Consider the following 24,190-nt stretch of genomic DNA (forward strand, 5'->3'; position numbering starts at 1 on the left):
CCCAATGGGCATATCAGACATTAGGGTTCGCGTATGCGTATTGGTAGACCTATCGCCCCCGTGGCTCTGCTGCTCGGCACCGCCCTGCTGGCCGCCGGCTGCGCGGGCGCGCCCTCCCCGAAGCACGCGGACGCGAAGAGCACCCCGAACAGCGGCGCCACCGCCACCGCGGCCCCCGAAGCGGCGGCGGGCCCGCTCAGCGCCTCCGACCTCCAGGGACGCTGGTGGACCTGGGCGTCCTCCAGCCCCAGCGGCTCCAACCCCGTCGAGGACCGGGACGGCAGCATGTGCGCCCAGGGCCAGAAGAACGCCGGCGTCTGGTTCCTGGCCGGCACCTTCGGGGAGCGCGCCGAGCGCACCTGTGCCGTCCCCGCGAAGCGGCGCATCGCCTTCCCGCTCGTGAACCTGATGAGCGATCAGGCCGGCTGCTCCGAGTTCATGGCCCCCGCCAAGGGCACCGCGACCCTCGACGGCAAGCCCCTGCGCGTGGAGCGCTACGACGCCACGCCCGTACGGGTGACGGCCGAGGAGGGCAACCCGCTCACCGACGGCGGGGGCACCTTCCGCTCCCACGCCTGCGGGCTGTGGGTCCAGACGGAGCCGCTGAAGCCCGGCAACCACACGCTGGAGATCCGCGGCTCCTCCGGCCGGTTCGCCGTCTCGGTCGACTACACCCTCAAGGTCCCTGCGGCCGGGGCGGCCACCAACCACGACGCGGTCTGAGCCCCCGGCTGAGCCCGCGGTCCGACCCCCCCCCCCCGCGGTTCAGCCCCGTATCGCCGACACCCGCGCCAGATACGCCCGTACGTCCGCCGCATCGTCCGTGGCCAGCCCGACATAGCCGTCCGGCCGGACCAGGAACAGCCCCGTGCCGTACGCCGCCTTGGCGTGCCCGCCGGCGTCGACCAGGTCGGGCGCGGGCCCGCCCACCCGGTACGAACGCACCCACTCCACGTCCGCCACCGCAGCCGCGGCGGCCCCGCCCACGGCCTCCGAACCGGTGAGGTCCAAGAGGGTGAAGTGCGGGCCCCGGAAAGCGTCGAAGAAGCTGAAGGGCGCGCCCGAGGCGTCGGTGCAGGGCGCGTCCGGCGCCCGGTCGCCCGCCCGCAGCCCGTCCTCCGGCAGATCCCGGCGCAGCTCGCGGGCCAGCGGGCCGTCGCGGTAGGTGAGGGTGAGCTGGTGGGTCTCCTTGCCGCGCCGCGACAGGCCCCGCTCGAAGCCGAGGCTGCGGTCCTGCCCGTGGACGCGCGTGCTCAGGTTCAGCACGTCGGCGGCCACCTGCGTGCGCTCGGTGTCGTACGTGTCGAGCAGGGAGTCCGGCGCGCCGTGCCGCAGGACGGCGCCCAGCTTCCAGCCGAGGTTGTAGCCGTCCTGCACGCTGGTGTTGAGGCCCTGCCCGCCGGCGGGGGAGTGGATGTGCGCGGCGTCCCCGGCGAGGAGGACCCGGCCGGTGCGGAAGCGCTCGGCCATGCCCGCCTTGGGCCGGTAGGACGAGGCCCAGATGATCTCCTCCGGCACGAGGTCCGCGAGCCCCGTGCGCTCGGTGATGAGCCGGGCCAGCGCCTCGGGCGTCGCGTCGCGCTCCGGATCCGGCTCGTAGGAGACGTCCTCCCAGAAGGCCATGACCTGGATGGTGTCCTCCACGCACTCCAGCGGGCGCAGGCCGAGGAGCCCGCCCGGCGCCGCGGGCCATACGTGCCAGTGCTCGCGGTCGACGCCCGCGCGCTCGAAGCCGGACATCCGCACGTCGGCGACCAGCGCCGCGCGGGCGTCGACGATCTCGACCTCGAAGGGCACGCCGAGCGCCTTCCGCACGGCGCTGCGCCCGCCGTCCGAGGCGACGAGATAGCCGGCCCGCACCGTCTCCACCGTGCCGTCGGCGTGCCGCAGCTCGGCCGTGACGCCGTGCTCGTCCTGCGTGAAACCCGCCAGGCCGGTGCTGAAGTCCACCCGGCCGCCGAGCTCCTCAAGGCGCTCGTACAGCACCTCCACCGTGCGCCACTGGGGGCACATCAGCGGGTCGGGGTAGGGCACGCCGGGCGAGCGCTCGCCGGACTCGACGAGATCCCACACGCGCCCGCGCTCGGTGCCCTCCCACGTCTGCATGGGCGGGACGGGGCGGCCCGAGGCGAAGAGGGCCGGCAGGACCCCCAGGTCATCCATGACCTCCAGGCTGCGCGGCTGGATGCCCGTGCCGCGCGAGCCGGGGAAGCCGCGCCCTTCCTGCTCGACGAGCCGGTGGCGGATGCCGCGCCGGGTCAGGTCGATGGCCAGGACGAGGCCGGTGGGGCCGGCTCCGGCGATGAGGACTTCGACATCCAGCGGGGCGGCACCACCGCCGGGCCCTGCGGTGTCCGATGCGGCAGTGGTCGGTGCTGCCGTGGGCACAGTCTCCACGAGATCCCCCTTAACGTTGTTAAGTTCGCAGTGACCCCAGCGTGAACTGAACACCGTTAAGCTGTCAAGGTGGCAACTCGCATCGACCGCGCCCAAGTGGCCGAAACCGCACTCCGCCTGCTGAACGAGGTGGGCCTCGAAGGCCTGACCCTGCGCAGGATCGCCAAGGAGCTGGACGTCCAGGCCCCGGCGCTCTACTGGCACTTCAAGAACAAGCAGGAGCTGCTCGACGAGGTGGCCACGGAGATGTTCCGGCGCATGTCCGAGCCGCTGCTGGCCGTCGACAGCAGCACGTGGCAGGCGTTCCTGACCGACGCGGCCCGCGTGATGCGCAGCTTCCTGCTCGGCTACCGCGACGGCGCCAAGGTCTACGGCGGCACGCGTCTGACCGGCACCGACTACGCCGGCCCGGTCGAGGAGCTGATGAAGAAGGTCGTGGCGGCGGGCTTCACGCCGAGCGCGGCCGCCCGCGCCTGGTTCACCGTCAACACCTACACGATGGGGTACGTGATGGAGGAGCAGTCCGTGTACCCGGTGCCGGGCGGCGAGCGCGACCCCGGCTACGACCTGGAGGACCGTTCGGACCGCCTGGCGGGCTATCCCCTCGCCATCACCGCCGGCGCGGAGTTCTTCGGCGACCTCGACGCCGGCTTCGAGGCCGGCCTGCACGCCGTCGTCGCCGGCATCGAGGCCACGCTGCTACCGCCGGGCCGCGCCGGGGTCGAGTGACCTGCGCAGCGCGGGCGTCAGCCGCCGCTCAACGCAGCGGTGCAGAAGCCAGGCCAGGCCCAGCATCAGGGCGAGGGTCAGGCCGAGCGTCGCGTACGAGGGGATGCCGAGGCCGCGGTGCAGGGCGCCGATCACGACCCACCCCAGGTGCTCGTGCACCAGGTAGAAGGGGTACGTCAGGGCGCCCGCGACGGTCAGCCAACGCCAGTTCATCCAGTTGAGCTTGCCCAGGGCGACGGCCGCGACCGCCGCGTACCCGAGCGCCACGACGGCCACGATCACGTACGCGGAGCGGTACGAGAAGTAGTGCGGGTTCGGCGCGTGCCACAGGCCCGCCACCGCGTAGTGCTGCCCCACGAGGAAGCTCACGGCCACGATGCCCCAGTGCAGGAGGTCGTTGCCGAAGCGGTGGACCAGGTACAGGCCGATGCCGCCGATGAAGTACGACGAGTACTCCGGCATCACGACGACCCGCAGGAACTCCACGTGCGAGGCCGTCGTCACCACGGTCGCCAGCGTCCACACCGCGCAGAACAGCACCACGCGGCGCCGGGTCGCGCCCGGCAGCACCACGAAGAGAGCGAAGAGCGCGTAGAACCGCAGCTCCGCCCAGAGCGTCCAGCACACCCCGAGGACGCGCTGGGCGCCCACCGGCTGTTGCAGCATCGTCAGGTTCACGAGCGTGTCGCTGAACGACACCGTCTTGTACGTCACCCACGGCAGCGCGAACGCCACGGTGACCAGCAGGATCGCCGCCCAGTAGGCCGGGTAGAGGCGCGCCGCGCGGGAAGCGAAGAACGAGCGCAGGGGGCGGCCCCAGCCGCTCATGCAGATCACGAAGCCGCTGATGACGAAGAAGATCTCGACGCCCAGGCAGCCGTAGGCGAACGCGTTCGAGAGGGTGGGGAACTCGTGCCGCGGCGACGTGCCCCACGCGCGGCTCACGTCGCCGTCGCGCCCGCCGTAGTGGTAGAGGGCCACCATCAGGGCGGCTATGAGGCGCAGGGCGTCCAGCGCGCGGAGGCGGCTGCCGCCGTGGGGGCGCTGTAAGGGCGCCGGTCGCTCCTCGGCGGCGCTGGTTTCGCGGCGCGGACGGGGCAGGGCGGGGGCGGTCATGTCGTCACCGTCGTCTTTGCCGCCTTGGCCGTCTTTGGTGCCTTCGTCCTGGCCAGGCGCCGCTGCAAGGCCCTTGCGCGCCGGGCGACCCTTCGTACGGTTTGGTTCCTCGGGAGGAACGACAGCTGGGACGGGAGCGCGCCGGGGAGGGCGAGGGCGGTGAGGCGGCGGCGTTTGAAGTAGCGGCGGGTGCGGGTTGTCAGGTGGGCGCTGAGGTAGTTCTCTGCGGCCTCGCGCAGGCCGGGGTAGATCTGGGGCTGCATCGCGAAGCCGACTGCGGCCAGGAGGCCGTTGAGGTCGGCCGGAGGGCCGTCCTCGGGTGAGCACAACGTGGGCAGCAACGCGTCCACCAATGTCACCGGTACGCGGTTGCTGTTCTGGTACGGGCTCAGCCGCTCCAGCAGGAGGTCCGTGCCCGTGCACGCCGCCTCCAGGCCGTAGAACGTTCCCGCCGTCACCAGCGCCGTCGAGAAGCAGCCGGCCACCAGCGCCGGCCGCAACCGCTGGTAGACCACCTCCGCCAGGACGGGCGTGTCCAGGACCGTCAGGCCGACGCCGAGCCGGTCCGCCTCCTCCTCCAGCATCCGCGACCAGCGGGCCGGCGCGGTCGGGTGCGGCTTGAAGACGATCTCGCGGTGGCCGCGCCCGGCCGCCCCGCGCAGCATCCGCACGTGCAGCTGTTCTTCTTCCTCGGGGGAGAGGATGTCGAGCGCCGACAAGTACTGGCCGAGCAGGAGCGCCGCGCCCTCGGGCGCGTCCAGGGCGGGCGCGGCCTCGGCGAGTTCGGCCAGGACCTTGGTGAAGGCCTCCGTGGGGACGATCTCCTGCGCGACGCCGAACTCCGTGAGCAGCAGCGGCCGCAGTCCGGGTACGAGGTCCAGGTGGAGCAGCCGGCCGGCGCGCGTGCCGATCAGCGGGTCGAGCTTGTTGCGGGTGGGGCCGTAGCTCATGAGCCCGTCGGCGTAGACGTCGAGCGGGGCGTCGGCGAAGCACTGGGCGAGCGCGCCCGCCGGGCTGACCTGGATGGACTCGACGACGAGCGACACGTCGTCGTCGCCCAGGCCCCAGAGCAGCCTCAGGTACCGCTCCCACAGGGGCGCGTCGTCGGGCCGGGGCGACCAGCCGGACGGGTGGAAGGGGCGGATCGCCTCGTTCCAGGACAGGACGCCGTCGAAGCGGGTGCGCAGCCGCCCGAAGCCGGGCGCCTCGTCGAGGGCCGGGGTGGTCTCCGGCACGGCGGCGGTGTTGGCGACGAGCAGCAGCCGGCGGTCGGCCGGGGCGAAGCAGCCGGCGTCCAGGGCGGCGGCGAGCGTCGCGGCGCCGTACAGCGTGGACGCGAGGAAGATCTGCGTGCGGCGGGGAGCGGGAGGCCGGGCGACGGACATCAGGCGGCCACCCCGGAAGCACCAGAGGCTTTGCCGCCGCCCGAAGGCCTGGCACCCGAAGGCCCGCCCCCCGAAGGCCCCGCCGGCCGCCGTCGCAGCCTGCGCAGGAGGACCGCGCGGTCGTAGTCCATGGAATTCACGGCGTCCTTGACGAGTTCCGGTGGCAGCCGGCGCAGTGCGCCCGCGCTCTTCGCGCGCAATGCGCGAGCCACCTGCGGTTCAAAACGTTCGATATTCGAAAGGTGGTGGGCAATGATTGCGCAGTACGTTCGAACGGCCTTCGGCAGGAATTCTTTCGCATCCTTATCGCGGGCCGTCTCCTCGATGACCTGATCGAATGCCCGCAGGAAATCGAGCTGCCGTACGTCCCCGATCTGGGTGAGCGACGTCGCCACCCCGCGCCGGTAGAAGACGCCCAGCAGCCCGGCCACCGCGAAAGTGCGCGCCTCGCGGTGCAGCCGCCAGATCCAGGGGCGGTCCTCCGCCGTCCGCAGGCCGTCCGTGAAATGCAGCAGGCCCTCGTCCAGCAGCCGCCGGTGGTAGATCCCGGCCCACGCGTACGGGTAGTCGACGGACGTCGAGCGGTCCGCCGGCAGGATCGCGCTCCGCGGGTCCAGGACCACCCCGCGGCGGCCGTGCGGCACGCGCTGCACGGTGCGGGTGCGGCCGGTGCACTGCACGTGGTCCGTGCGCACGAAGTCCACGGCCAGCTCCTCGATGTACGAGACGAGCCGGTCGTAGTGGCCGGGGGCCAGCCAGTCGTCCCCGTCCAGGAAGGTCAGGTACTCGCCGCGCGCCGCGCCGAGCCCGGTGTTGCGGGCGGTGGCGAGGCCGCCGTTGTGCTCGTGGTGGATGACCACGGCCCCCGGCAGCTCGCGTCCGGCGCGCTCCAGCAGCGCCGGCGTGCCGTCGGTCGAACAGTCGTCCACGAGAATGAATTCGAAATCCTCACGGGCGTTCGCCCGCAGGCTTCTCAGCACGTCGGGCGCAAAGGTCTGCACATTGAAGAACGGGACGATCACGGAGAGCTTGACCACGCCGGCGACATTAGGCGGCCCCCCGGCATTCGTCTTGTCCACGGGCGGGCGCGGAGGTGAACGAAGCGCGGCGGAATGATGAACCCGCCCCTCCGCCGGGCTGATTCGCCGATCGTCGGTGTGCTGTTTACCGGCTGTTGCCCTCACGTTGGGCAACGAAACGGAATGGATTTCTATCGTCGGCGACGTGCCATCACGTACGCCATCCCGTACCGGACCGCCGCCGCGGATCGCGGTCCTCGCCGACTCCGACACCCGGTGGAAATGGGGCGCGCTCACCGCGCACCGGCTCGCCCCGGGCGCCCGGCTCGACGGCCGCCTCCTGCGGGGCCGCGCGACGCCCACCGCCCGCCAGCTCGGCGAGGTGGGCGTGCGCGCGGCGGAGATCGGCGAGGTCACCGGAACCGAGTTCGTGCGCACCGCCGGGCGCGACCGCTACGACGTCGTGGTCCTCGCCTGCGTCGGCGGCGCCGTCCAGGCCATGCTGCACGGGCTCGCCGCCGCGTGGGAGGGCGCGCCCTCCAGGCCCGTCGTGGTGACCGGCTACGTGGGCGTCGTCTACGAGAAGCTCGCCGACGGGCTGCTGCTGCGCCACGGCGCGGACGTCGTCCTCGCCAACTCCCCGGACGACGCGGACCGTTTCCGCGCCGTCTACGAGGGCGTCGGCGCGGACGCCGGCTGCGTCACCGAGTGGGCGCTGCCGTTCCTCGGCGAGCGGCGCACCGGGCCGCCGGACGATCAAGTGCGGCCGTACACGGTCGTGTTCGCCGCGCAGCCCTCCGTGCCGGAGAGCCGCGCCGACCGCGGCTACCTGCTCCGCCGCGCCGTCGCACACGCCCGGCAGCACCCGGAGCGCGAGGTGCTCATCAAACTGCGCAGCAAGCCCGGCGAGCACACCACGCACATCGAGGAACTCCCGTACCAGAAGCTGGCCGCGCGCCTGCCCGGCGGGCTGCCGGCCAACTGCCGCCTCGTCTACGGGCACATGGGCGAGGTCCTCGACCGCACGGACCTCCTCGTCACCGTCAGTTCCACCGCGGCCCTGGAGTCCCTCCACCGCGGCATCCCCACGGCCGTGCTCACCGACCTCGGCATCCGCGAGGCCCTCGGCAACCACCACTTCCTCGGCTCCGGCTGCCTCGCCTCCTGGGACCGGCTCGACGCCGGGCACGTGCCCGAGGCCGACCCGGAGTGGGCCGCCCGCCAGGGCGTGCCCGCGGACGGCTCCGGCGAGGCCGTCTTCGCCGCCGCCCGGCAGCGCGTCGCCGCGCTCGCCGCCCTGCCCTCCCTGCCCCCTCTGGCCCCTTACTACACCGCTGCCACCGCACCCGGCTACCTCCCCGCCGTCCTCGCCCGCCACGGCCTCGACCACCGGGGCCGACCCCTTCCCGGCCGGGCGGGGACGGCCCGCGAGGAGAGCGCCCTGCGGCGTGCGGGGCGCGCCGCGCTCCGCGACGCGGCCCGGGGGGCGTACCGGCACGGCGTGCAGCGGGTCGCGCCGCTCATCCGGCGCGTGGGGGAGCTGTGACCGAGCCGTTCGCACCGCAAGGAGCTCCCATGCAAGCCGCCACGGCTGAACCGGCCGCCCCCGCCGTCCTCGCCGTCATTCCCGCTCGCGGCGGGTCGAAGGGCGTGCCCGCGAAGAACCTCGCACCCATCGGCGGCGTGCCCCTCGTGGCCCGCGCCGTCCGCGAGTGCCGCGCCGCCCGCCTCGTCACCGACGTCGTCGTCTCCACCGACGACCCCGGCATCGCCGCCACCGCGCGCGGCGCCGGAGCCGTCGTCGTCCAGCGGCCCGCCGCCCTCTCGGGCGACACCGCCACCAGCGAGGCGGCCGTCCTGCACGCCATGGACGCGTACGAGGCGATGCACGGCACCGAAGTGGGCACCGTCCTGCTGGTGCAGTGCACGAGCCCCTTCCTGACCAGCGGGGACGTCGACGGCGTCGCCGAGGCCGTGGTCGAGGGCGGCGCCGACAGCGCCCTGACGGTCGCCCCCTTCCACGGCTTCGTATGGCGCGCGGAGGGGGAAGCGGAGGAGGAAGCGGACCGCGGCGCCCACGGCGTCAACCACGACAAGTCCCACCGCCCCCGCCGCCAGGACCGCCCCCAGGATCTCCTGGAGACCGGCGCCGCCTACGCCATGCGCGCCGACGGCTTCCGCGCCGCCCGGCACCGCTTCTTCGGCCGCACCGAACTCGTCCGCACCGAGGCCGCCCGCGTCCTGGAGGTCGACGACCCCCACGACCTGGCCCGCGCCCGCGCCCTCGCCCCCCTCCTCGACGGCCCCGGCAGCACCGCGCTCCCCGCCCGCGCCGACATCGACGCCGTCGTCATGGACTTCGACGGCACCCAGACCGACGACCGGGTCCTCATCGACGCCGACGGCCGCGAACTCGTCGCCGTCCACCGCGGCGACGGCCTCGGCGTCGCCGCCCTGCGCCGCGCCGGGCTCGCCCTGCTGATCCTCTCCACCGAGGAGAACGCCGTCGTCGCCGCGCGCGGCCGCAAGCTGCGCGTGCCCGTCCTGCACGGCGTCGACCGCAAGGACCGCGCGCTCAAGCAGTGGTGCGAGGAGCAGGGCATCGCCCCCGACCGCGTGCTCTACGTCGGCAACGACGTCAACGACCTGGCCTGCCTCGGGCTCGTCGGCTGGCCCGTGGCCGTCGCGGACGCCCACGACGCCGTCCGCGGCGCGGCCCGGGCCGTGACCACCGCGCCCGGCGGCAGCGGCGCCCTCCGCGAGATCGCTTCCTGGCTCCTGGGGCCCGCCCTGACCACCCCCTGAGCCCCCACGGCCACCCCGAGCCCCTCCCCGCACACCACGCCCCTCCGTCCCCGTACTGCGAAGGAACCGCCCCGTATGAACTCCGTCCACGCCGCCCCGTACGCCCCGGTCCGCGCCCTCGGCCGCAAGCTCGCGGGCCCGGGCCACCCCGTCTACGTCACCGGCGAGATCGGCATCAACCACAACGGCGACCTCGGCAACGCCTTCGCCCTCATCGACGCCGCCGCCGACGCCGGCTGCGACGCCGTCAAGTTCCAGAAGCGCACCCCCGAGATCTGCACGCCCCGCGACCAGTGGGACGTCGAGCGCGACACGCCCTGGGGCCGGATGCGCTACATCGACTACCGCCACCGGGTGGAGTTCGGTGAGGACGAGTACCGCGCCATCGACGCCCACTGCCGCGAGCGCGGCATCGACTGGTTCGCCTCGCCCTGGGACACCGAGGCCGTCGCCTTCCTGGAGAAGTTCGACGTCCCCGCCCACAAGGTGGCCTCCGCCTCCCTCACCGACGACGAGCTCCTGCGCGCCCTGCGCGCCACCGGCCGCACGGTCATCCTCTCCACCGGCATGTCCACCCCGAAGCAGATCCGGCACGCCGTCGAGGTGCTCGGCAGCGAGAACATCCTGCTCTGTCACGCCACCTCCACGTACCCGGCCAAGGCCGCCGAGCTCAACCTCCGCGTGATCCACACCCTGCGCGCCGAGTACCCCAACGTGCCCATCGGCTACTCCGGCCACGAGACCGGCCTGCAGACCACCCTCGCCGCCGTCGCCCTCGGCGCCGCCTTCGTCGAGCGCCACATCACCCTCGACCGCGCCATGTGGGGCTCCGACCAGGCCGCTTCCGTCGAGCCCGGAGGCCTTCAGCGCCTCGTGCGCGACATCCGCGTCGTCGAGGAGTCCCTCGGTGACGGCGTGAAGCGCGTCTACGACAGCGAGCTCGGCCCGATGCGCAAGCTCCGCCGGGTCGCGGGCGTCGTCGCCGAGGCGGGCGACCGCGAACCGGTCTCGGCCTGACGGGCTGCCACGTGACCCCGAGCGCCGCCGACGAGGGCGGCTCCGCACCGGGCCCACGGGCCCGCCCGCCGCGGCCGGCCCCGGACGCCGCCGAGGGCGCTCCCGCGCCGGGCCCGCCGGCCCGGCGGGCACCTCGCTCCCGCCGCGAGGGCGAGCAACCACTCGCCACGCCGCCGGCGGTGCCGGAACGGCCGGCCACCGCCGCGGGGGCCGAGCGCGGTCGCGAAAGGACGAAGGAGCGGCAGCCCGCCCCGCCGGAATCGCCGGCCTCGCCGGAGCCCGCCCGCGACCCGGCCCCCGGCCGGGGCGGCACCCTCGCTTTCGTCGAGAGCCCCGTCCAGCTCCTCAACGTCCTCGAATGGGCGTACGCGACGGCTGCGGACGGACAGCAGGCCCGGGCACCCCGCACCGCCGACCGGCCCGCCCCCGGACTGCCCGGTTCGCCCCTGGCGCGCGGGGTTCCCCGGCAGCCCGGGCCGCGCGACCAGGGCGCCGGTGCCGGGCCGGGGCCGTCACCCGTACGGCCCCGCCCCACCGGCCTCGTCGTCGTCGTGCTCGCGCCGCACGACCCGATGTCGCGCGGCCAGCTCCGCCGGATGGCCGAGCTGGCCCGCGACCAGGGGCACGAGGTGCGCTGGGAGGAGGCGCGGGGCGGGCCCACGGCGCCCGTGGCTACCGTCGGCGGCCTCGCGGGCCCGCTCCGCCGGGCGTGGCGGATCGTGATCGGGGACCCGTTCTCGCGCTACGTCCAGCTGCTGCTGACGATCACCCGGGCCCGGGAGCTGGTGGTCGTTGACGACGGCACGGCCACCATGGAGTTCGTCGCCCAACTGGCGCGGGGCGAAAGCCTCGTACGGTGGCACCGGCGTGGCAGTCGAGGGGCGCGCGATCTGCTTTTCGCGCCGGTCTCTGCTTCAGCGCGCCGGATGCTGACGCCCAACGATCGCCGGAGCGTGGAGGTGTTCACTTCCTTCACTTCCCTCCCGGTCGAACCGCCACCCGGCGTACAGGTCAGGGCCAACGACTTCGCCTGGACGCGCTCCGCCTTCGGCCCGCCCCGGATCTCCCGCGGCACGGACCTCGTGGGAACGTCCCTGGTCGAGACCGGGGTGGTGGACCCCGAGCACTATCTCGGGGCCGTCGAGGAGCTGGCCCGCGCCCACGGCGCCACGCGCTACTTCGCCCACCGCCGCGAGAGCGCGGAGAAGCTGCGCCGCATAGCGGACCGCACCGGGCTGGAAGTCGTGCGCCCCGAACTGCCGCTGGAGATCGTGGCCCGCCGGGGGCCCGTCGGCCGCACCGTCCTCAGCTTCCCCTCGACCGTCGTGCACACGCTGCCGCTGGCCCTCGCGGGCACCGGGATCACGGTCGCGGTCTGCGACATCGACCCCGTATGGCTTACGGAGCACGCCTCGCCGCGGGCCGAGGGCTTCCTGTCCGAGGTGACGGACACGGCCCGGGATGTGCGGCGACTTCCGGCCAGCCCGCTGACCGCTCCCTGAGCCGTAAAGACTGGTCATACCCCTCAGATGCGCCATCCATGCGGCTGAACTTTTCTTGATCGGGGGGCAGTTGCCCGGGCGGGGGCTCTACTCTTCCCTGCGTGAACCATCTGATGCCTTGCGACGCCGGGACTGCCACTTCTCAGGTCACTTCTCAGGGGACGGGCGAGGGGGTGCTCGCCGGCGTGCTCCCCCCGGGGCTGCGTGATGAACTCATCGCGTTCCGGCGGGATTTGCACATGCACCCCGAGCTGGGCAACCGGGAGTTCCGCACCACGGCGGCGGTCAAGGCGAGACTGCAGCGGGCCGGGCTCTCCCCGCGGACGCTGTCCACGGGCACGGGGCTGTTCTGCGACATCGGCCGGGAGCCGGGCGTGCCCGCCCGGCCCATGCTGGCGATCCGTGCCGATCTCGACGCGCTGCCCATCCCGGACACCAAGACGGTCCCGTACCGCTCGACCGTCCCCAGGATGGCCCACGCCTGCGGGCACGACGTCCACACCACCACGGTCCTCGGCGCCGGTCTGGTCCTGGCCGACCTCGCCGAGCAGGGCCGGCTGCCGGGCCCCGTCCGGCTGATCTTCCAGCCCGCCGAGGAGGTGCTGCCGGGCGGCGCCCTCGACGCCATCGAGTGCGGGGCCCTCAAGGGCGTCGGCAAGATCATCGCGGTGCACTGCGACCCGAAGGTCGAGGTCGGCCGCATCGGGCTGCGCGTCGGCCCCATCACCTCCGCGTGCGACCGGCTGGAGGTCTCCCTGGGCGGCCCCGGCGGCCACACCGCCCGCCCGCACTTCACCACGGACCTGGTGACCGCCGCCGCCCGCATCGCCATCGACGTGCCCGCGGTGCTGGCCCGCCGGGTCGACGCCCGCTCGGGCCTCTCCCTCACCTGGGGCCGGATGGAGACGGGCCACGCGCCCAATGTCATCCCGCAGCACGCCGAGCTCTCCGGCACCGTCCGCTGCCTCGACCTGCACGCCTGGCGGGACGCCCCCGACCTGGTGCACGCCGCGATCGACGAGGTGGCGGCCCTGCACCGGGCCAAGTCCGAGATCAACTACGTCCGCGGGGTGCCCCCGGTGGTCAACGACGCCGAGGTCACGGACCTGCTGCGGCGCGCGATGGCCGCCCGCCGCGGACCCGACTCCGTGGAGGACACCGAGCAGAGCCTGGGCGGCGAGGACTTCTCCTGGTATCTGGAGCACGTGCCGGGAGCCATGGCCCGGCTGGGAGTCCGGCCCGTGGGGGATACGACCCGCCGCGACCTGCATTGTGGCGATTTCGACGTGGATGAGGGTTCCATCACCGCCGGAGTCGAACTCTTCACCGCCGCCGCATTGCTGGACGGCCAGCTGATTTAGCTGTAGCAAGCACCGGATTTCGGTGCGCATTGCCTGCACATTGACGTGCATATTGCTGCTGCCGTTGAAGCCGTTTGATGCCGGGCCGGGCGCGGAACAAGCGTCGCAGGTCACGTTGTACGTAAAACCTGGCCGATTGGGGCCAGATCACGTTGTACGTAAAACCTATCCCTGGAGCGGATGGGCGATCCCTGGCGGGACTGGGCCGGATGCGTCTAACAAGGACGCAAACGGGTCAATAGTGGTTCGCGTCGATCCGATAACGGCTTTGAAGTACCCCTTTTCCCTCCATCTACGCGCGTTACGATTCCGGCGACCAGCGCCAATGGAGGCGCTTCGAGTGAAGGGGCCCCTCGTGCGCCGGGTATCCACCATCGCTGTCGCGGGCATCAGCACCGCGGCTCTCGCATTCACCCTCACCGCCTGCGGTGAGTCCTCCACCGAGTCCAGTGGCGGCGGAGGCAAGGGCGTCGGTCTTGCTTTCGATGTCGGCGGCCGTGACGACCACTCCTTCAACGAGTCCGCGGCTCGTGGCCTGGACAAGGCCGAGAAGGAACTGGGCATCAAGAGCAAGATGATGACCGCCAAGAACGGCGAGACCGAGGCCGAGCGCGAGCAGCGCCTCAGCTCCCTGGCGGACAAGGGCTACAACCCGGTCATCGGCGTGGGCTTCAACTACGCGAAGTCGATCGAGAAGGTCGCCAAGGAGTTCCCGAAGACCAACTTCGCGATCGTCGACTCCGTCGTCCAGAGCCCCAACGTCGACAGCATCACCTTCGGTGAGCACGAGGGTTCTTACCTCGCCGGTGTCGCCGCCGCGCTGAAGTCCAAGACCGGCAAGGTCGGCTTCATCGGTGGCGTGGACAACGAGCTGATCAAGAAGTTCCAGGCGGGCTTCGAGCAGGGCGCGAAGGAGACCAACCCGAAGATCGAGGTCACCTCCGGGTACCTCGGCAGCTCCGACAAGGGCTTCAACGACCCGGCGGCCGCCAAGGACAAGGCCAAGGGCATGCTCGACGGCGGCATCGACGTGATCTACACGGCGGCCGGCCTCTCCGGCAACGGCTCCATCGAGGCCGTCGCGGGCCAGAAGGACGCCTGGGCGATCGGCGTCGACTCCGACCAGTACCAGCAGCCGGGCCTGGAGAAGTACAAGGACCACATCCTCACCTCGGTCGTGAAGAACGTGGACGTGGCGGTCTTCGACATGATCAAGAGCGTCAAGGACGGCAAGCCGCTCACCGGCCCGCACCAGTACCTGCTCAAGGACGGCGGCGTCTCGCTGGCCACCTCGGGCGGCTTCATCGACGACATCAAGGCCAAGATCGAGGAAGCGAAGAAGAACATCGTGGACGGCAAGGTCAAGGTCAACTCCACGGTCAAGTCCTGACCCCCTGCCGGTTCCGACCGGCGCCTCCCGGCCGGTCCGCCTGACCGGCCGGAACCGCAAGGCCCCGGGCCCGGTGAGAGAGAGGACCTCTCCGCCGGGCCCGTAGACACGCCCCCGGCCCCCGGCCGGGGGCACTGCGGCCAACGCTACGCGCGTAGCGTGCCATTGACGCGTGTAGCGTCGCCCCCGCCCCACGGAGCTCCACCCGGTCCCCGCCCGGGCGGCTCCGCTTCTTCCTCCCGCTCCCTTCCCCGAGGAGAGTGCGCCATCAAAGCGTCCACCAGTACCGAAGCCGAAGGTACGCAGGCCCCCGCAGTAGAACTCGAGGGCATCACCAAGCGGTTCCCCGGAGTCGTGGCCAACCACGACATCCGCCTCACGGTCCGCCGCGGCACCGTTCACGCCCTCTGCGGCGAGAACGGCGCCGGCAAGTCGACCCTGATGAAGATCCTCTACGGCATGCAGAAGCCGGACGAGGGCACCATCACGCTCGACGGCGAGCAGGTCACCCTGCACAGCCCGAGCGACGCCATCGCGCGCGGCATCGGCATGGTGCACCAGCACTTCATGCTCGCCGACAACCTCACCGTCCTGGAGAACGTCGTCCTGGGCGCCGAGAAGCTGCACGGCATCGCCGGCAAGGCCCGCGCGAAGATCAAGGAGATCTCCGACGCGTACGGCCTGGCCGTCCGGCCCGACGCCCTCGTGGAGGACCTCGGTGTCGCCGACCGCCAGCGCGTGGAGATCCTCAAGGTCCTCTACCGCGGCGCCCGCACCCTGATCCTCGACGAGCCGACCGCCGTCCTGGTCCCGCAGGAGGTCGACGCGCTCTTCGACAACCTGCGCGAGCTCAAGTCCGAGGGCCTCACGGTCATCTTCATCTCGCACAAGCTCGGCGAGGTGCTGTCCGTCGCCGACGACATCACCGTCATCCGGCGCGGCACCACCGTCGGCACCGCGGTCCCCAGCGAGACCACCCCCAAGCAGCTCGCCGAGCTGATGGTCGGCAGCGAGCTGCCCTCGCCGGAGACCCGCGAGTCGACCGTCACCGACGTCGAGATGCTGAAGGTGGACGGCCTGCACCTGTCGGCGACGGACCCCGACGGCGTCGTCCGCGCGGTCCTCGACGGCATCTCCCTGACCATCCACAAGGGCGAGGTCCTCGGCATCGCCGGCGTGGAGGGCAACGGCCAGGCGGAGCTCGTCGAGGCCATCATGGGCATGCGCGACCCCGACGGCGGCACCATCGTCCTCGACGGCACCGACATCAGCCACGCGCCGACCCGCAAGCGGCGTGAGGGCGGCATCGGCTACGTCCCCGAGGACCGCCACCGGCACGGCCTGCTGCTGGAAGCCCCGCTGTGGGAGAACCGCATCCTCGGCCACGTCACCGAGAAGCCCAACAGCAAGCGCGGCGTCCTCGACAACAAGGCCGCCCGCACCGACACCGAGCGCATCGTGCGCGAGTACGACGTGCGCACGCCCGGCATCGAGGTCACCGCGGCGTCCCTGTCCGGCGGTAACCAGCAGAAGCTGATCGTCGGCCGCGAGATGAGCCACGCGCCCAAGCTCCTCATCGCCGCGCACCCCACCCGGGGCGTGGACGTCGGCGCGCAGGCGCAGATCTGGGACCAGATCCGCGAGGCGCGCCACGAGGGCCTGGCGGTGCTGCTGATCTCCGCCGACCTGGACGAGCTGATCGGGCTCTCCGACACCCTGCGGGTGATGTTCCGCGGCCGCCTGGTCGCCGACGCCGACCCCGCCACGATCACCCCGGAGGAGTTGGGCTCGGCCATGACCGGCGCCGCAACCGGCCACCTCGAGCACACCGAGGACGGCGAAGAGACCACGGCCGGCGGCGGGGACGCCACCGCTGCCGGCGAGGCCGGCGGCACGCCCGCCGCCGGTGAAGAGAACGCTACCGACGAGGCCGCGGGGGAGGGTGACGAGAAGTGAAGAAGTTCGACAAGAACAAGGTAATCCTGGGCATCGCCGCCCCGCTCCTGGCCATCGTGGCCGCCCTGGTGATCACCTCGATCATCATCGCCGCCACCGGCAAGGACCCGTTCCACGCCTACGAGGTGATGGTCGACTTCGGCTTCAAGTCCGACAGCCAGGTCTGGATCATCAACAAGGCCACCCCGTACTACCTGTCCGCGCTGGCCGTCGCCATCGGCTTCCGGATGAACCTGTTCAACATCGGCGTCGACGGCCAGTACCGCATCGCGGCCTTCTTCGCCGCCGCGGTCGGTGGCGCGCTCGCGCTGCCCGGCATCATCCAGATCCCGGTCATCATCCTCGTCGCGATGCTGGTGGGCGCCCTCTGGGCGGGCATCGCCGGTCTGCTGAAGACCACCCGCGGCGTCAGCGAGGTGATCAGCACGATCATGCTGAACGCCATCGGCGCCTCGGTCATCGCCTACTTCCTCAAGGACGGCCGGCTCGCGGTGAAGGAGGGCAACCTCGTTCACACGCCCTACCTGCCCGACTCGGCGCACTTCTTCGAGATCCCGACCACGCCCAAGCCGATCTACGGCTTCGTGATCGTCGCGGCGCTGGCCGGCCTCGCCTACTGGTTCGTGCTCGGCCGCACCCGCTTCGGCTTCGACCTGCGCACCGTGGGCCAGTCCGAGTCCGCCGCCCAGGCCTCCGGCGTGAGCGTCAAGCGCATGGTGATCACCGCCATGCTGCTCTCCGGCGCCATGGCCGGCCTCGTCGGCATGCCGACCCTGCTCGGCGTCTCGTACAACTACGGCACCGACTTCCCCGCCGGCATCGGCTTCACCGGCATCGCCATCGCCCTCCTGGGCCGCAACCACCCCATCGGCATGGTGGCCGGCGCCCTGCTCTGGGGCTTCCTGGACCGCACCGGCACCCAGCTGGAGTTCGAGGGCTACGCCCAGGAGATCGTCGGAGTCATCCAGGGCGTCATCGTCCTGAGCGTCGTCATCGCCTATGAGCTCGTGCGCCGGTACGGCCTCAAGATGCAGCAGCGCAAGGTCGGCGAGGAGCTCGCCGCCCAGGCCCGTAAGAGCGACAAGGCGGAGGTTTCCGCGTGAGTACGACCTTCACCGCCGCCCTCGCCGGGCGGCTGAGCGGCAAGAACAAGGACGGCAAGGGGCGGAAGCTCTCCTACCCCGTCGTCCTGCTGATCATCGCGGGCGCCCTGCTTCTGCTCTCCGCCCTGCGGATGATCACGGACGCCAACGACCTGACCTCCTCGGGCCAGTACAGCTCCGCCCTCGCCGCCGCCGTGCCGATCGGCCTCGCCGGCCTCGGCGGGCTGTGGGCCGAGCGCGCGGGCGTCGTCAACATCGGCCTCGAAGGCATGATGATGCTCGGCACCTTCTGCGCCGGCTGGATGGGCTGGCAGCACGGCCCGTGGATCGCGGCGCTCGCCGGCCTCATCGGCGGCGCGGTCGGCGGCCTCGTGCACGCGATCGCCACCGTCACCTTCGGCGTCGACCAGATCATCTCCGGTGTGGCCATGAACATCCTGGCCCTCGGCGTCACGCAGTACTTCGCCAAGCTGCTCTTCGGCGCGGAGGGCAGCGCGGCCCAGCAGGCCGGCGGCAACGACAAGCAGTCGCCCGTCATGCCGGACATGCCGAACTTCTCCATCCCCGGCCTGTCCGACTGGCTCGGCACCCTCGAGAAGCACCACTGGTTCCTCGTCTCCGACCTCGCCGGCATCGTCCGCGGCCTGGTCACCGACGTCTCCTGGCTGACGATCGTCGCCGCGCTGCTCTTCGCCGCCACCTTCTACGTGCTGTGGCGCTCCGCCTTCGGTCTGCGCCTGCGCTCGTGCGGTGAGAGCCCGGTGGCCGCCGAGTCCCTCGGCGTCAACGTCTACACGTACAAGTACGCGGCCGTGGTCGTCTCCGGCGCCCTCGCGGGCCTCGGCGGCGCGTTCCTCGCCATCGGCACGCACATGTACTCCGACGGCCAGACCGCCGGCCGCGGCTACATCGGTCTCGCGACCATGATCTCCGGCAACTGGCGGCCGGGCGGCGTGGCCATGAGCGCCGGCCTGTTCGGCTTCATGGACAGCCTCCAGCTGCGCTCCGGCGGCCCGACCGTCCACGCGCTGCTGCTGCTCCTGGCCGTGCTGCTGATCGGCTTCGCCGCGTGGCGGCTCACGGCCGGCAAGATGCGGGCCGCGATCATCGCCGGTGTCATCGGCGCCCTGCTGGTCGTCTGGTACGTCACGACCGACACCGTGCCGCTGGAGCTCGTCGTGGCGACCCCGTACGTGGCGACGCTGCTCGTCCTGTCGGTGTCCTCGCAACGCCTGCGGATGCCCAAGGCCAACGGCAAGCCGTACCGGAAGGGCCAAGGAAAGTGACCTCTCCCAACTGGGAGGAGCTGCGCGGGAAGGCCCGGGACGCGATGTCCCGGGCCTACGCCCCGTACTCCGGCTTCCCCGTCGGCTCGGCGGCCCTCGTCGACGACGGCCGCATCGTGTCCGGTTGCAACGTGGAGAACGCGGCCTACGGCGTCGCCCTGTGCGCCGAGTGCGGCCTCGTCTCGGAGCTGGTCGCCACGGGCGGCGGCCGGCTCGTGGCCTTCACCTGCTGCGACCGGCACGGCAACGTGCTCATGCCCTGCGGGCGCTGCCGCCAGCTCCTGTGGGAGCACGGCGGGCCCGAGCTGGCCGTCGACACGACCTCCGGCATCCGCCCGCTGGCGGAGCTCCTGCCGGATGCGTTTGGGCCCGCTGACCTGAATCGATAAAGATGTCCCCAAGCGCCGGACGGTCTGCTGAACGCAGTCCGTCCGGGTCACTTTCCGGCCCCGGGAAGACTGAGGACGCACGAACTTAAGGAAAATGTGCTGATGGACGCCATTTCCGTGATCCGCGCCAAGCGCGACCGCGGTCGACTGACCGACGAGCAGATCGACTGGATCATCGACGCGTACACGCGCGGTGAGGTCGCCGACGAGCAGATGTCCGCGCTCGCGATGGCCATCCTGCTCAACGGCATGGACCGTGCGGAGATCGCCCGCTGGACCGCCGCGATGATCAAGTCCGGCGAGCGCATGGACTTCTCCTCGCTGCCGGTGCCGACCTCCGACAAGCACTCCACGGGCGGCGTCGGCGACAAGATCACGCTGCCGCTGGCGCCCCTCGTCGCGGCGTGCGGCGCGGCCGTCCCGCAGCTGTCCGGCCGCGGCCTCGGCCACACCGGCGGCACGCTGGACAAGCTGGAGTCCATCCCCGGCTGGCGCGCCCTGCTCTCCAACGACGAGATGATGGACGTCCTGCGCAACGTCGGCTCCGTCATCTGCGCCGCGGGCGACGGCCTCGCCCCGGCCGACAAGAAGCTCTACGCGCTGCGCGACGTCACCGGCACGGTCGAGGCGATCCCGCTGATCGCCTCCTCCATCATGTCCAAGAAGATCGCCGAGGGCACGGGCTCGCTCGTCCTGGACGTGAAGGTCGGCTCCGGCGCCTTCATGAAGAACATCGAGGACGCGCGCGAGCTGGCGTCCACGATGGTCGGCCTCGGCACCGACCACGGCGTCAAGACCGTGGCCCTGCTGACGGACATGTCCACCCCGCTCGGCCTCACCGCGGGCAACGCCCTCGAGGTCCGCGAGTCCGTCGAGGTCCTCGCCGGCGGCGGCCCGGCCGACGTCGTCGAGCTGACCATCGCCCTGGCCCGCGAGATGCTCGACGCGGCCGGCATCAAGGACGCCGACCCGGCGAAGGCGCTGCGCGACGGCAGCGCCATGGACCACTGGCGCCGCATGATCCAGGCCCAGGGCGGCGACCCGGACGCGGCGCTGCCGGTCGCGCGCGAGCAGCACGTCGTGAAGGCCTCGGCCTCCGGCGTGCTCACCAAGCTGGACGCCTACGCCGTCGGCGTCTCCGCCTGGCGCCTGGGCGCGGGCCGCGCGCGCAAGGAGGACCCGGTGCAGTTCGGCGCGGGCATCGAGATGCACGCCAAGCCGGGCGAGAAGGTCACCGAGGGCCAGCCCCTGATGACCCTCCACACGGACACCCCGGAGAAGTTCGACTACGCGCTCGCCGCGCTGGACGGCGGCGTGGACATCGCCCCCGAGGGCACGGACTTCACGGCGAACCCGATCGTCCTGGACCGCATCGCGTAAGCGTTAGCCGTCACTACTCGTACGGGTCAACGGGACCGGTGGACCTCCGCCGGTCCCGTTCGGCATGCTGGCATCGGTGACGCCGAACGAAGGAGACCGCCGTGAGCGCACTCACCGTTGACCACTCGTCGGGCGACAGCCCCGGGTGGGACGAGCTCGTCCGTATCTGGGAGGAGACGGACGCGCCGGAGGGGTGCAAGGTGGAGATCATTGAGGGGATCGTCACCGTGTCACCCGCACCTGCCAATGACCACAACTTCATCGCGTACAAGCTGCTTCGCCAGCTGGCCAAGGCGATTCCGGACGACTGGGGGGTCTACCAGACGCTGGGGGTGGCCGTGCCGTCGCGCAGCGGCCTGTACATTCCAGATCTGGCTGTCGTGCCAGAGGCGGTCCTGCAGGAAGAGCCGGGTCATTACGTCCCGCTGGCTGCCGCCGAGCTGGTCGTTGAGATTACCTCCAAGGCCAACGCGAACCACGACCGCATCAAGAAGGCCGCCGGGTACGCCAGTGCTGGGGTTCCCCTGTACTTGCTCGTCGACCGCTGGGCCCCCGGAGGCCCGACGATGACCCTCTACGGTGAGCCGAAGGATGACGTCTACCGCATTCTGCAAGCAGGCAAGTTCGGCGAGGACATTCACCTGCCAGGGCCATTCGACCTGACGCTGGTGACGGAGACGTTCCCCGTCAGCTGACGGCTCCCGGCGACGGTGAAAGGGCCGCCCCCCCGCCGGGACAGGCGGTGGGGCGGCCCCTTCGTGTTCGTCCGGGCGGCCGGGCTACGCCCGGACCGCCGCCTCGCGCCGGCGCTCCACCAGCGCCCGCCGCGTCGCGTACAGCGTGATCGACGCCGCGCCCACCATCGCCAGCAGGCCCAGGACCACCGTGCCGTCCCAGCCCGCCGCGCCGAAGGCGAGCGCGCCGAGCGTGCCGCCGAGCGACGAGCCCAGGTAGTACGCCGTCTGGTAGAGGGCCGAGGCCTGGGCCCGGCCCGTCTTCGCGGCGCGGCTGACCGAGGACGACGCCACCGCGTGGCCGGCGAAGAAGCCCGCCGTGATGAGCACCAGCCCCGCCAGGACGGCGAGCAGCGACGACGACACCGACAGCAGCAGGCCCAGCGTCGTCGTGCCGACCGCCAGGTACAGTGCCCCGCGCCGCCCCAGCCGGCCGACGAGCTTGCCGGCCGCGGCCGACGACGCCGTGCCCACCAGGTAGATCAGGAAGATCGAGCCCACGACGCCCTGCGGGAGGGAGAACGGCGCCTCCGCCAGCCGGTAGCCGATCACGGTGTACACCGCGCCGAAGACCGTCATGAACAGCGCGCCGATCGCGTACAGGCGCCGCAGCAGCGGATCCGAGAGATGACCGCCCACCGTACGGGCCAGCCGCCTCGGCGACACCGCCGCCGCCTTGAAGTGCCGCGCCTTCGGGATCAGCAGCCGGAACACCAGCGCGCACACCACCGCCAGCACGCTCACCGCGGCCAGGCCGGCCCGCCAGCCCCACGCCTGGGCCACCCAGCCCGCGAGGATGCGGCCGGTCATGCCGCCGACGCTGTTGCCCGCCACGAACAGGCCGATCGCGCCGATCAGCGCCCTCGGCCGGACCTCCTCCGCGAGGTAGGCCATCGCCGACGCCGGCACCCCGGCCAGCGCCGCGCCCTGCACCGCGCGCAGCGCGACCAGCCAGCCCAGGCTCGGCGCGAGCGGCACGAGCAGGGCCACGAACGCGGCCACGCACAGCGAGGCGGTCATCATCGTGCGGCGCCCGAAGCGCTCGGAGAGGGCGCTGAGCGGCACGACCGCGAGGGCGAGGCCGCCCGTCGCGGCGGAGACCGTCCAGCTGGCCTGATCAGGCGTCACTCCGAGGCCGCCCGAGATGGCGGGCAGCAGCGCCTGCGTGGAGTAGAGGAGGGCGAACGTGGCGACGCCCGCGGCGAACAGGGCGAAGCTCATCCGGCGGTAGCCGGGGCCGCCCGGCTCCAGCCGGGTGTCCTCGTCGGAGGAGTGGGAGAAGTGAAGGGACGACAGAGCAGAGGCACCCGAACGCACGATGACGCTGGATGCCCCGGTATCGGCAGGAGGCATACGAAAACCGTAGGCAGCCTGGGCTGATGCGTCCAATGCACAGAATGGCGATAATCGATCCTGTGTTGCATGAACGCAGGTCACGGCCGCCCTTGTCACCGCCCGGCAATGAAAAAGACATCCCCGTAACAGCGGACGTCGAGGCCGACTCCTGGGCCGCCACCCTCACCCCGCGGCTCGCGCAGTTCGTCGCCGTCGCCCGCCACGAGCACGTCACGCGTGCCGCGCAGCAGATCGGCGTGCCGCAGTCCACGCTCAGCCGCTCGATGGCCCGCCTCGAAGCCGACCTGGGCGTCGCCCTGTTCGCCCGCCACGGCCGCACGGTCTCCCTGACCGCGGCCGGCCGCACCTTCCTGGCCACCGTCGACCGCGCCCTGTCCGAGGTCGACCGCGCCGCCGAGTCCGTACGGGCCGACGCCGACCCCGCCGCCGGCAAGATCGCCTTTGGCTTCCTCCACACCCTCGGCACCGAGACCGTACCCGAGCTCATCCGCGCCTTCCGCGCCGACCATCCGCGCGTACGGTTCCAGCTCGTGCAGAACTACGGCGAGTCCATGCTGCAACGGCTGCGCGACGGCGAGCTCGACCTGTGCCTCACCTCGCCCGTCCCGGACGCCCCGGACCTCGTCTCCCGCCGCCTCGACGAGCAGAAGCTGCGGCTCGTCGTCCCCGACGACCACCCGCTCGCGTCGCGCAAGCGGATCCGCCTCGCCGAGGCCGCGTCCGAGCTCTTCGTCACCCTCGAACCCGGTTACGGGCTGCGGCGCATCACCGACGCGGTCTGCGCGGAGGCGGGGTTCACGCCGAAGATCGCCTTCGAGGGGGAGGAGGCGGAGACGCTCCGCGGCCTGGTGGCCGCGGGCCTCGGGGTGGCCCTCCTGCCCCCGCCGGCCGTCCCGCGGCCAGGCGTCGCCGAACTGACGGTCACCGCGCCGCGCGCCTTCCGCGAGATCGGCGTGGCCTGGCTGGACGGCCACCCGGACACGCCGCCGGTGGCGGCGTTCAAACGCTTCCTCTTGTCGAGGAGGGGCCAGCTGCTGCCGCGCTGAGGGCTACGGGGTACGCAGGGCCCGGCACCGCCGGGCAGGCCGAGCCGGGTTGCTCGCCGCTGCGGCGGAGTCGAGAGGCCGGGCCTCTCGACTCGTGTGCAGCCACGCCCTTTTGCCGCAGGCAAACAACTCCCGCCGCAACGGCGATCAAGCCCGACGTCGCAGCCCGGCGGTGCCGCACCCGGCGAATCTCCCCGCGGGGCGGCCCGGTGCCGAACC

The 24,190-nt window shown here is 72.1% G+C and carries 20 protein-coding genes; 15 read left to right on the forward strand and 5 right to left on the reverse strand.

Annotation, left to right across the window (positions count from 1 at the left end; all coding sequences use genetic code 11):
* Positions 1-33 precede the first annotated feature (33 nt).
* The gene (locus PS271_RS17625) at positions 34-723 is read left to right on the forward strand and encodes a signal protein (protein ID WP_398382825.1); all 690 of its coding nucleotides are present in this window, start codon (positions 34-36) and stop codon (positions 721-723) included.
* A 42-nt stretch (positions 724-765) separates the two neighbouring features.
* Here PS271_RS17625 and PS271_RS17630 read toward each other — a convergent pair whose 3' ends face one another.
* The gene (locus tag PS271_RS17630; protein ID WP_398382826.1) at positions 766-2,397 is read right to left on the reverse strand and encodes an FAD-dependent monooxygenase; all 1,632 of its coding nucleotides are present in this window, start codon (positions 2,395-2,397) and stop codon (positions 766-768) included.
* Between the two features lie 69 nt (positions 2,398-2,466).
* Between PS271_RS17630 and PS271_RS17635 the strand changes: the two genes are divergently transcribed.
* Positions 2,467-3,126 (forward strand): TetR/AcrR family transcriptional regulator C-terminal domain-containing protein, encoded by a 660-nt coding sequence (locus PS271_RS17635; RefSeq protein ID WP_398382828.1) that lies wholly within the window; start codon positions 2,467-2,469, stop codon positions 3,124-3,126.
* Here PS271_RS17635 and PS271_RS17640 read toward each other — a convergent pair.
* The 3 genes from PS271_RS17640 to PS271_RS17650 are packed head-to-tail and all read right to left on the reverse strand — an operon-like array spanning position 3,097 to position 6,664.
* Complete coding sequence (locus tag PS271_RS17640) at positions 3,097-4,242, reverse strand: acyltransferase family protein (RefSeq protein ID WP_398382830.1); 1,146 nt, start codon at positions 4,240-4,242, stop codon at positions 3,097-3,099. The genes PS271_RS17635 and PS271_RS17640 overlap by 30 nt on opposite strands.
* The gene (locus PS271_RS17645; protein ID WP_398382832.1) at positions 4,239-5,627 is read right to left on the reverse strand and encodes a polysialyltransferase family glycosyltransferase; all 1,389 of its coding nucleotides are present in this window, start codon (positions 5,625-5,627) and stop codon (positions 4,239-4,241) included. The genes PS271_RS17640 and PS271_RS17645 overlap by 4 nt, the downstream gene beginning before the upstream one ends.
* On the reverse strand, positions 5,627-6,664 hold the full coding sequence (locus PS271_RS17650) for a glycosyltransferase family 2 protein (RefSeq protein ID WP_398386904.1): 1,038 nt from the start codon (positions 6,662-6,664) through the stop codon (positions 5,627-5,629). Before PS271_RS17650 ends, PS271_RS17645 begins: the two co-directional genes overlap by 1 nt.
* 187 nt (positions 6,665-6,851) lie before the next feature.
* Between PS271_RS17650 and PS271_RS17655 the strand changes: the two genes are divergently transcribed.
* The 12 genes from PS271_RS17655 (at position 6,852) to PS271_RS17710 (ending at position 21,530) form a co-directional block, all read left to right on the forward strand.
* The gene (locus PS271_RS17655; protein ID WP_398382833.1) at positions 6,852-8,192 is read left to right on the forward strand and encodes a DUF6716 putative glycosyltransferase; all 1,341 of its coding nucleotides are present in this window, start codon (positions 6,852-6,854) and stop codon (positions 8,190-8,192) included.
* Positions 8,193-8,221: 29 nt separating this feature from the next.
* Complete coding sequence (locus PS271_RS17660; RefSeq protein WP_398382834.1) at positions 8,222-9,451, forward strand: cytidylyltransferase domain-containing protein; 1,230 nt, start codon at positions 8,222-8,224, stop codon at positions 9,449-9,451.
* A gap of 75 nt (positions 9,452-9,526) precedes the next feature.
* Positions 9,527-10,468, forward strand: a complete 942-nt coding sequence (locus tag PS271_RS17665; RefSeq protein ID WP_398382835.1) for an N-acetylneuraminate synthase family protein — start codon at positions 9,527-9,529, stop codon at positions 10,466-10,468.
* Between the two features lie 179 nt (positions 10,469-10,647).
* On the forward strand, positions 10,648-11,970 hold the full coding sequence (locus PS271_RS17670; RefSeq protein ID WP_398386906.1) for a hypothetical protein: 1,323 nt from the start codon (positions 10,648-10,650) through the stop codon (positions 11,968-11,970).
* A gap of 113 nt (positions 11,971-12,083) precedes the next feature.
* Positions 12,084-13,331, forward strand: a complete 1,248-nt coding sequence (locus tag PS271_RS17675; protein WP_398386907.1) for an amidohydrolase — start codon at positions 12,084-12,086, stop codon at positions 13,329-13,331.
* Between the two features lie 355 nt (positions 13,332-13,686).
* A complete protein-coding gene (locus PS271_RS17680; RefSeq protein ID WP_398382836.1) occupies positions 13,687-14,721 on the forward strand; it encodes a BMP family lipoprotein in 1,035 nt (344 codons plus the stop codon).
* 267 nt (positions 14,722-14,988) lie between these two features.
* Complete coding sequence (locus PS271_RS17685; RefSeq protein ID WP_398386909.1) at positions 14,989-16,677, forward strand: ATP-binding cassette domain-containing protein; 1,689 nt, start codon at positions 14,989-14,991, stop codon at positions 16,675-16,677.
* A complete protein-coding gene (locus tag PS271_RS17690; RefSeq protein WP_398382838.1) occupies positions 16,674-17,780 on the forward strand; it encodes an ABC transporter permease in 1,107 nt (368 codons plus the stop codon). The genes PS271_RS17685 and PS271_RS17690 overlap by 4 nt, the downstream gene beginning before the upstream one ends.
* Positions 17,777-19,066, forward strand: a complete 1,290-nt coding sequence (locus PS271_RS17695; protein WP_398382840.1) for an ABC transporter permease subunit — start codon at positions 17,777-17,779, stop codon at positions 19,064-19,066. Before PS271_RS17690 ends, PS271_RS17695 begins: the two co-directional genes overlap by 4 nt.
* Positions 19,063-19,455 carry a cytidine deaminase gene (locus PS271_RS17700; RefSeq protein WP_398382842.1) on the forward strand — a complete coding sequence of 131 codons (393 nt, stop codon included), beginning with the start codon at positions 19,063-19,065 and terminating at the stop codon, positions 19,453-19,455. The genes PS271_RS17695 and PS271_RS17700 overlap by 4 nt, the downstream gene beginning before the upstream one ends.
* A 96-nt stretch (positions 19,456-19,551) precedes the next feature.
* On the forward strand, positions 19,552-20,835 hold the full coding sequence (locus tag PS271_RS17705) for a thymidine phosphorylase (RefSeq protein ID WP_398382843.1): 1,284 nt from the start codon (positions 19,552-19,554) through the stop codon (positions 20,833-20,835).
* 101 nt (positions 20,836-20,936) lie between these two features.
* Complete coding sequence (locus PS271_RS17710; protein ID WP_398382845.1) at positions 20,937-21,530, forward strand: Uma2 family endonuclease; 594 nt, start codon at positions 20,937-20,939, stop codon at positions 21,528-21,530.
* Positions 21,531-21,614: 84 nt separating this feature from the next.
* Here the strand turns inward: PS271_RS17710 and PS271_RS17715 are convergent, their stop codons facing one another.
* The gene (locus PS271_RS17715; RefSeq protein ID WP_398382846.1) at positions 21,615-22,922 is read right to left on the reverse strand and encodes an MFS transporter; all 1,308 of its coding nucleotides are present in this window, start codon (positions 22,920-22,922) and stop codon (positions 21,615-21,617) included.
* Positions 22,923-22,984: 62 nt separating this feature from the next.
* Between PS271_RS17715 and PS271_RS17720 the strand changes: the two genes are divergently transcribed.
* Positions 22,985-23,971, forward strand: a complete 987-nt coding sequence (locus tag PS271_RS17720; RefSeq protein WP_398382848.1) for a LysR family transcriptional regulator — start codon at positions 22,985-22,987, stop codon at positions 23,969-23,971.
* Positions 23,972-24,190 lie beyond the last annotated feature (219 nt).

Source organism: Streptomyces sp. SCA2-17 (genome assembly GCF_044336695.1).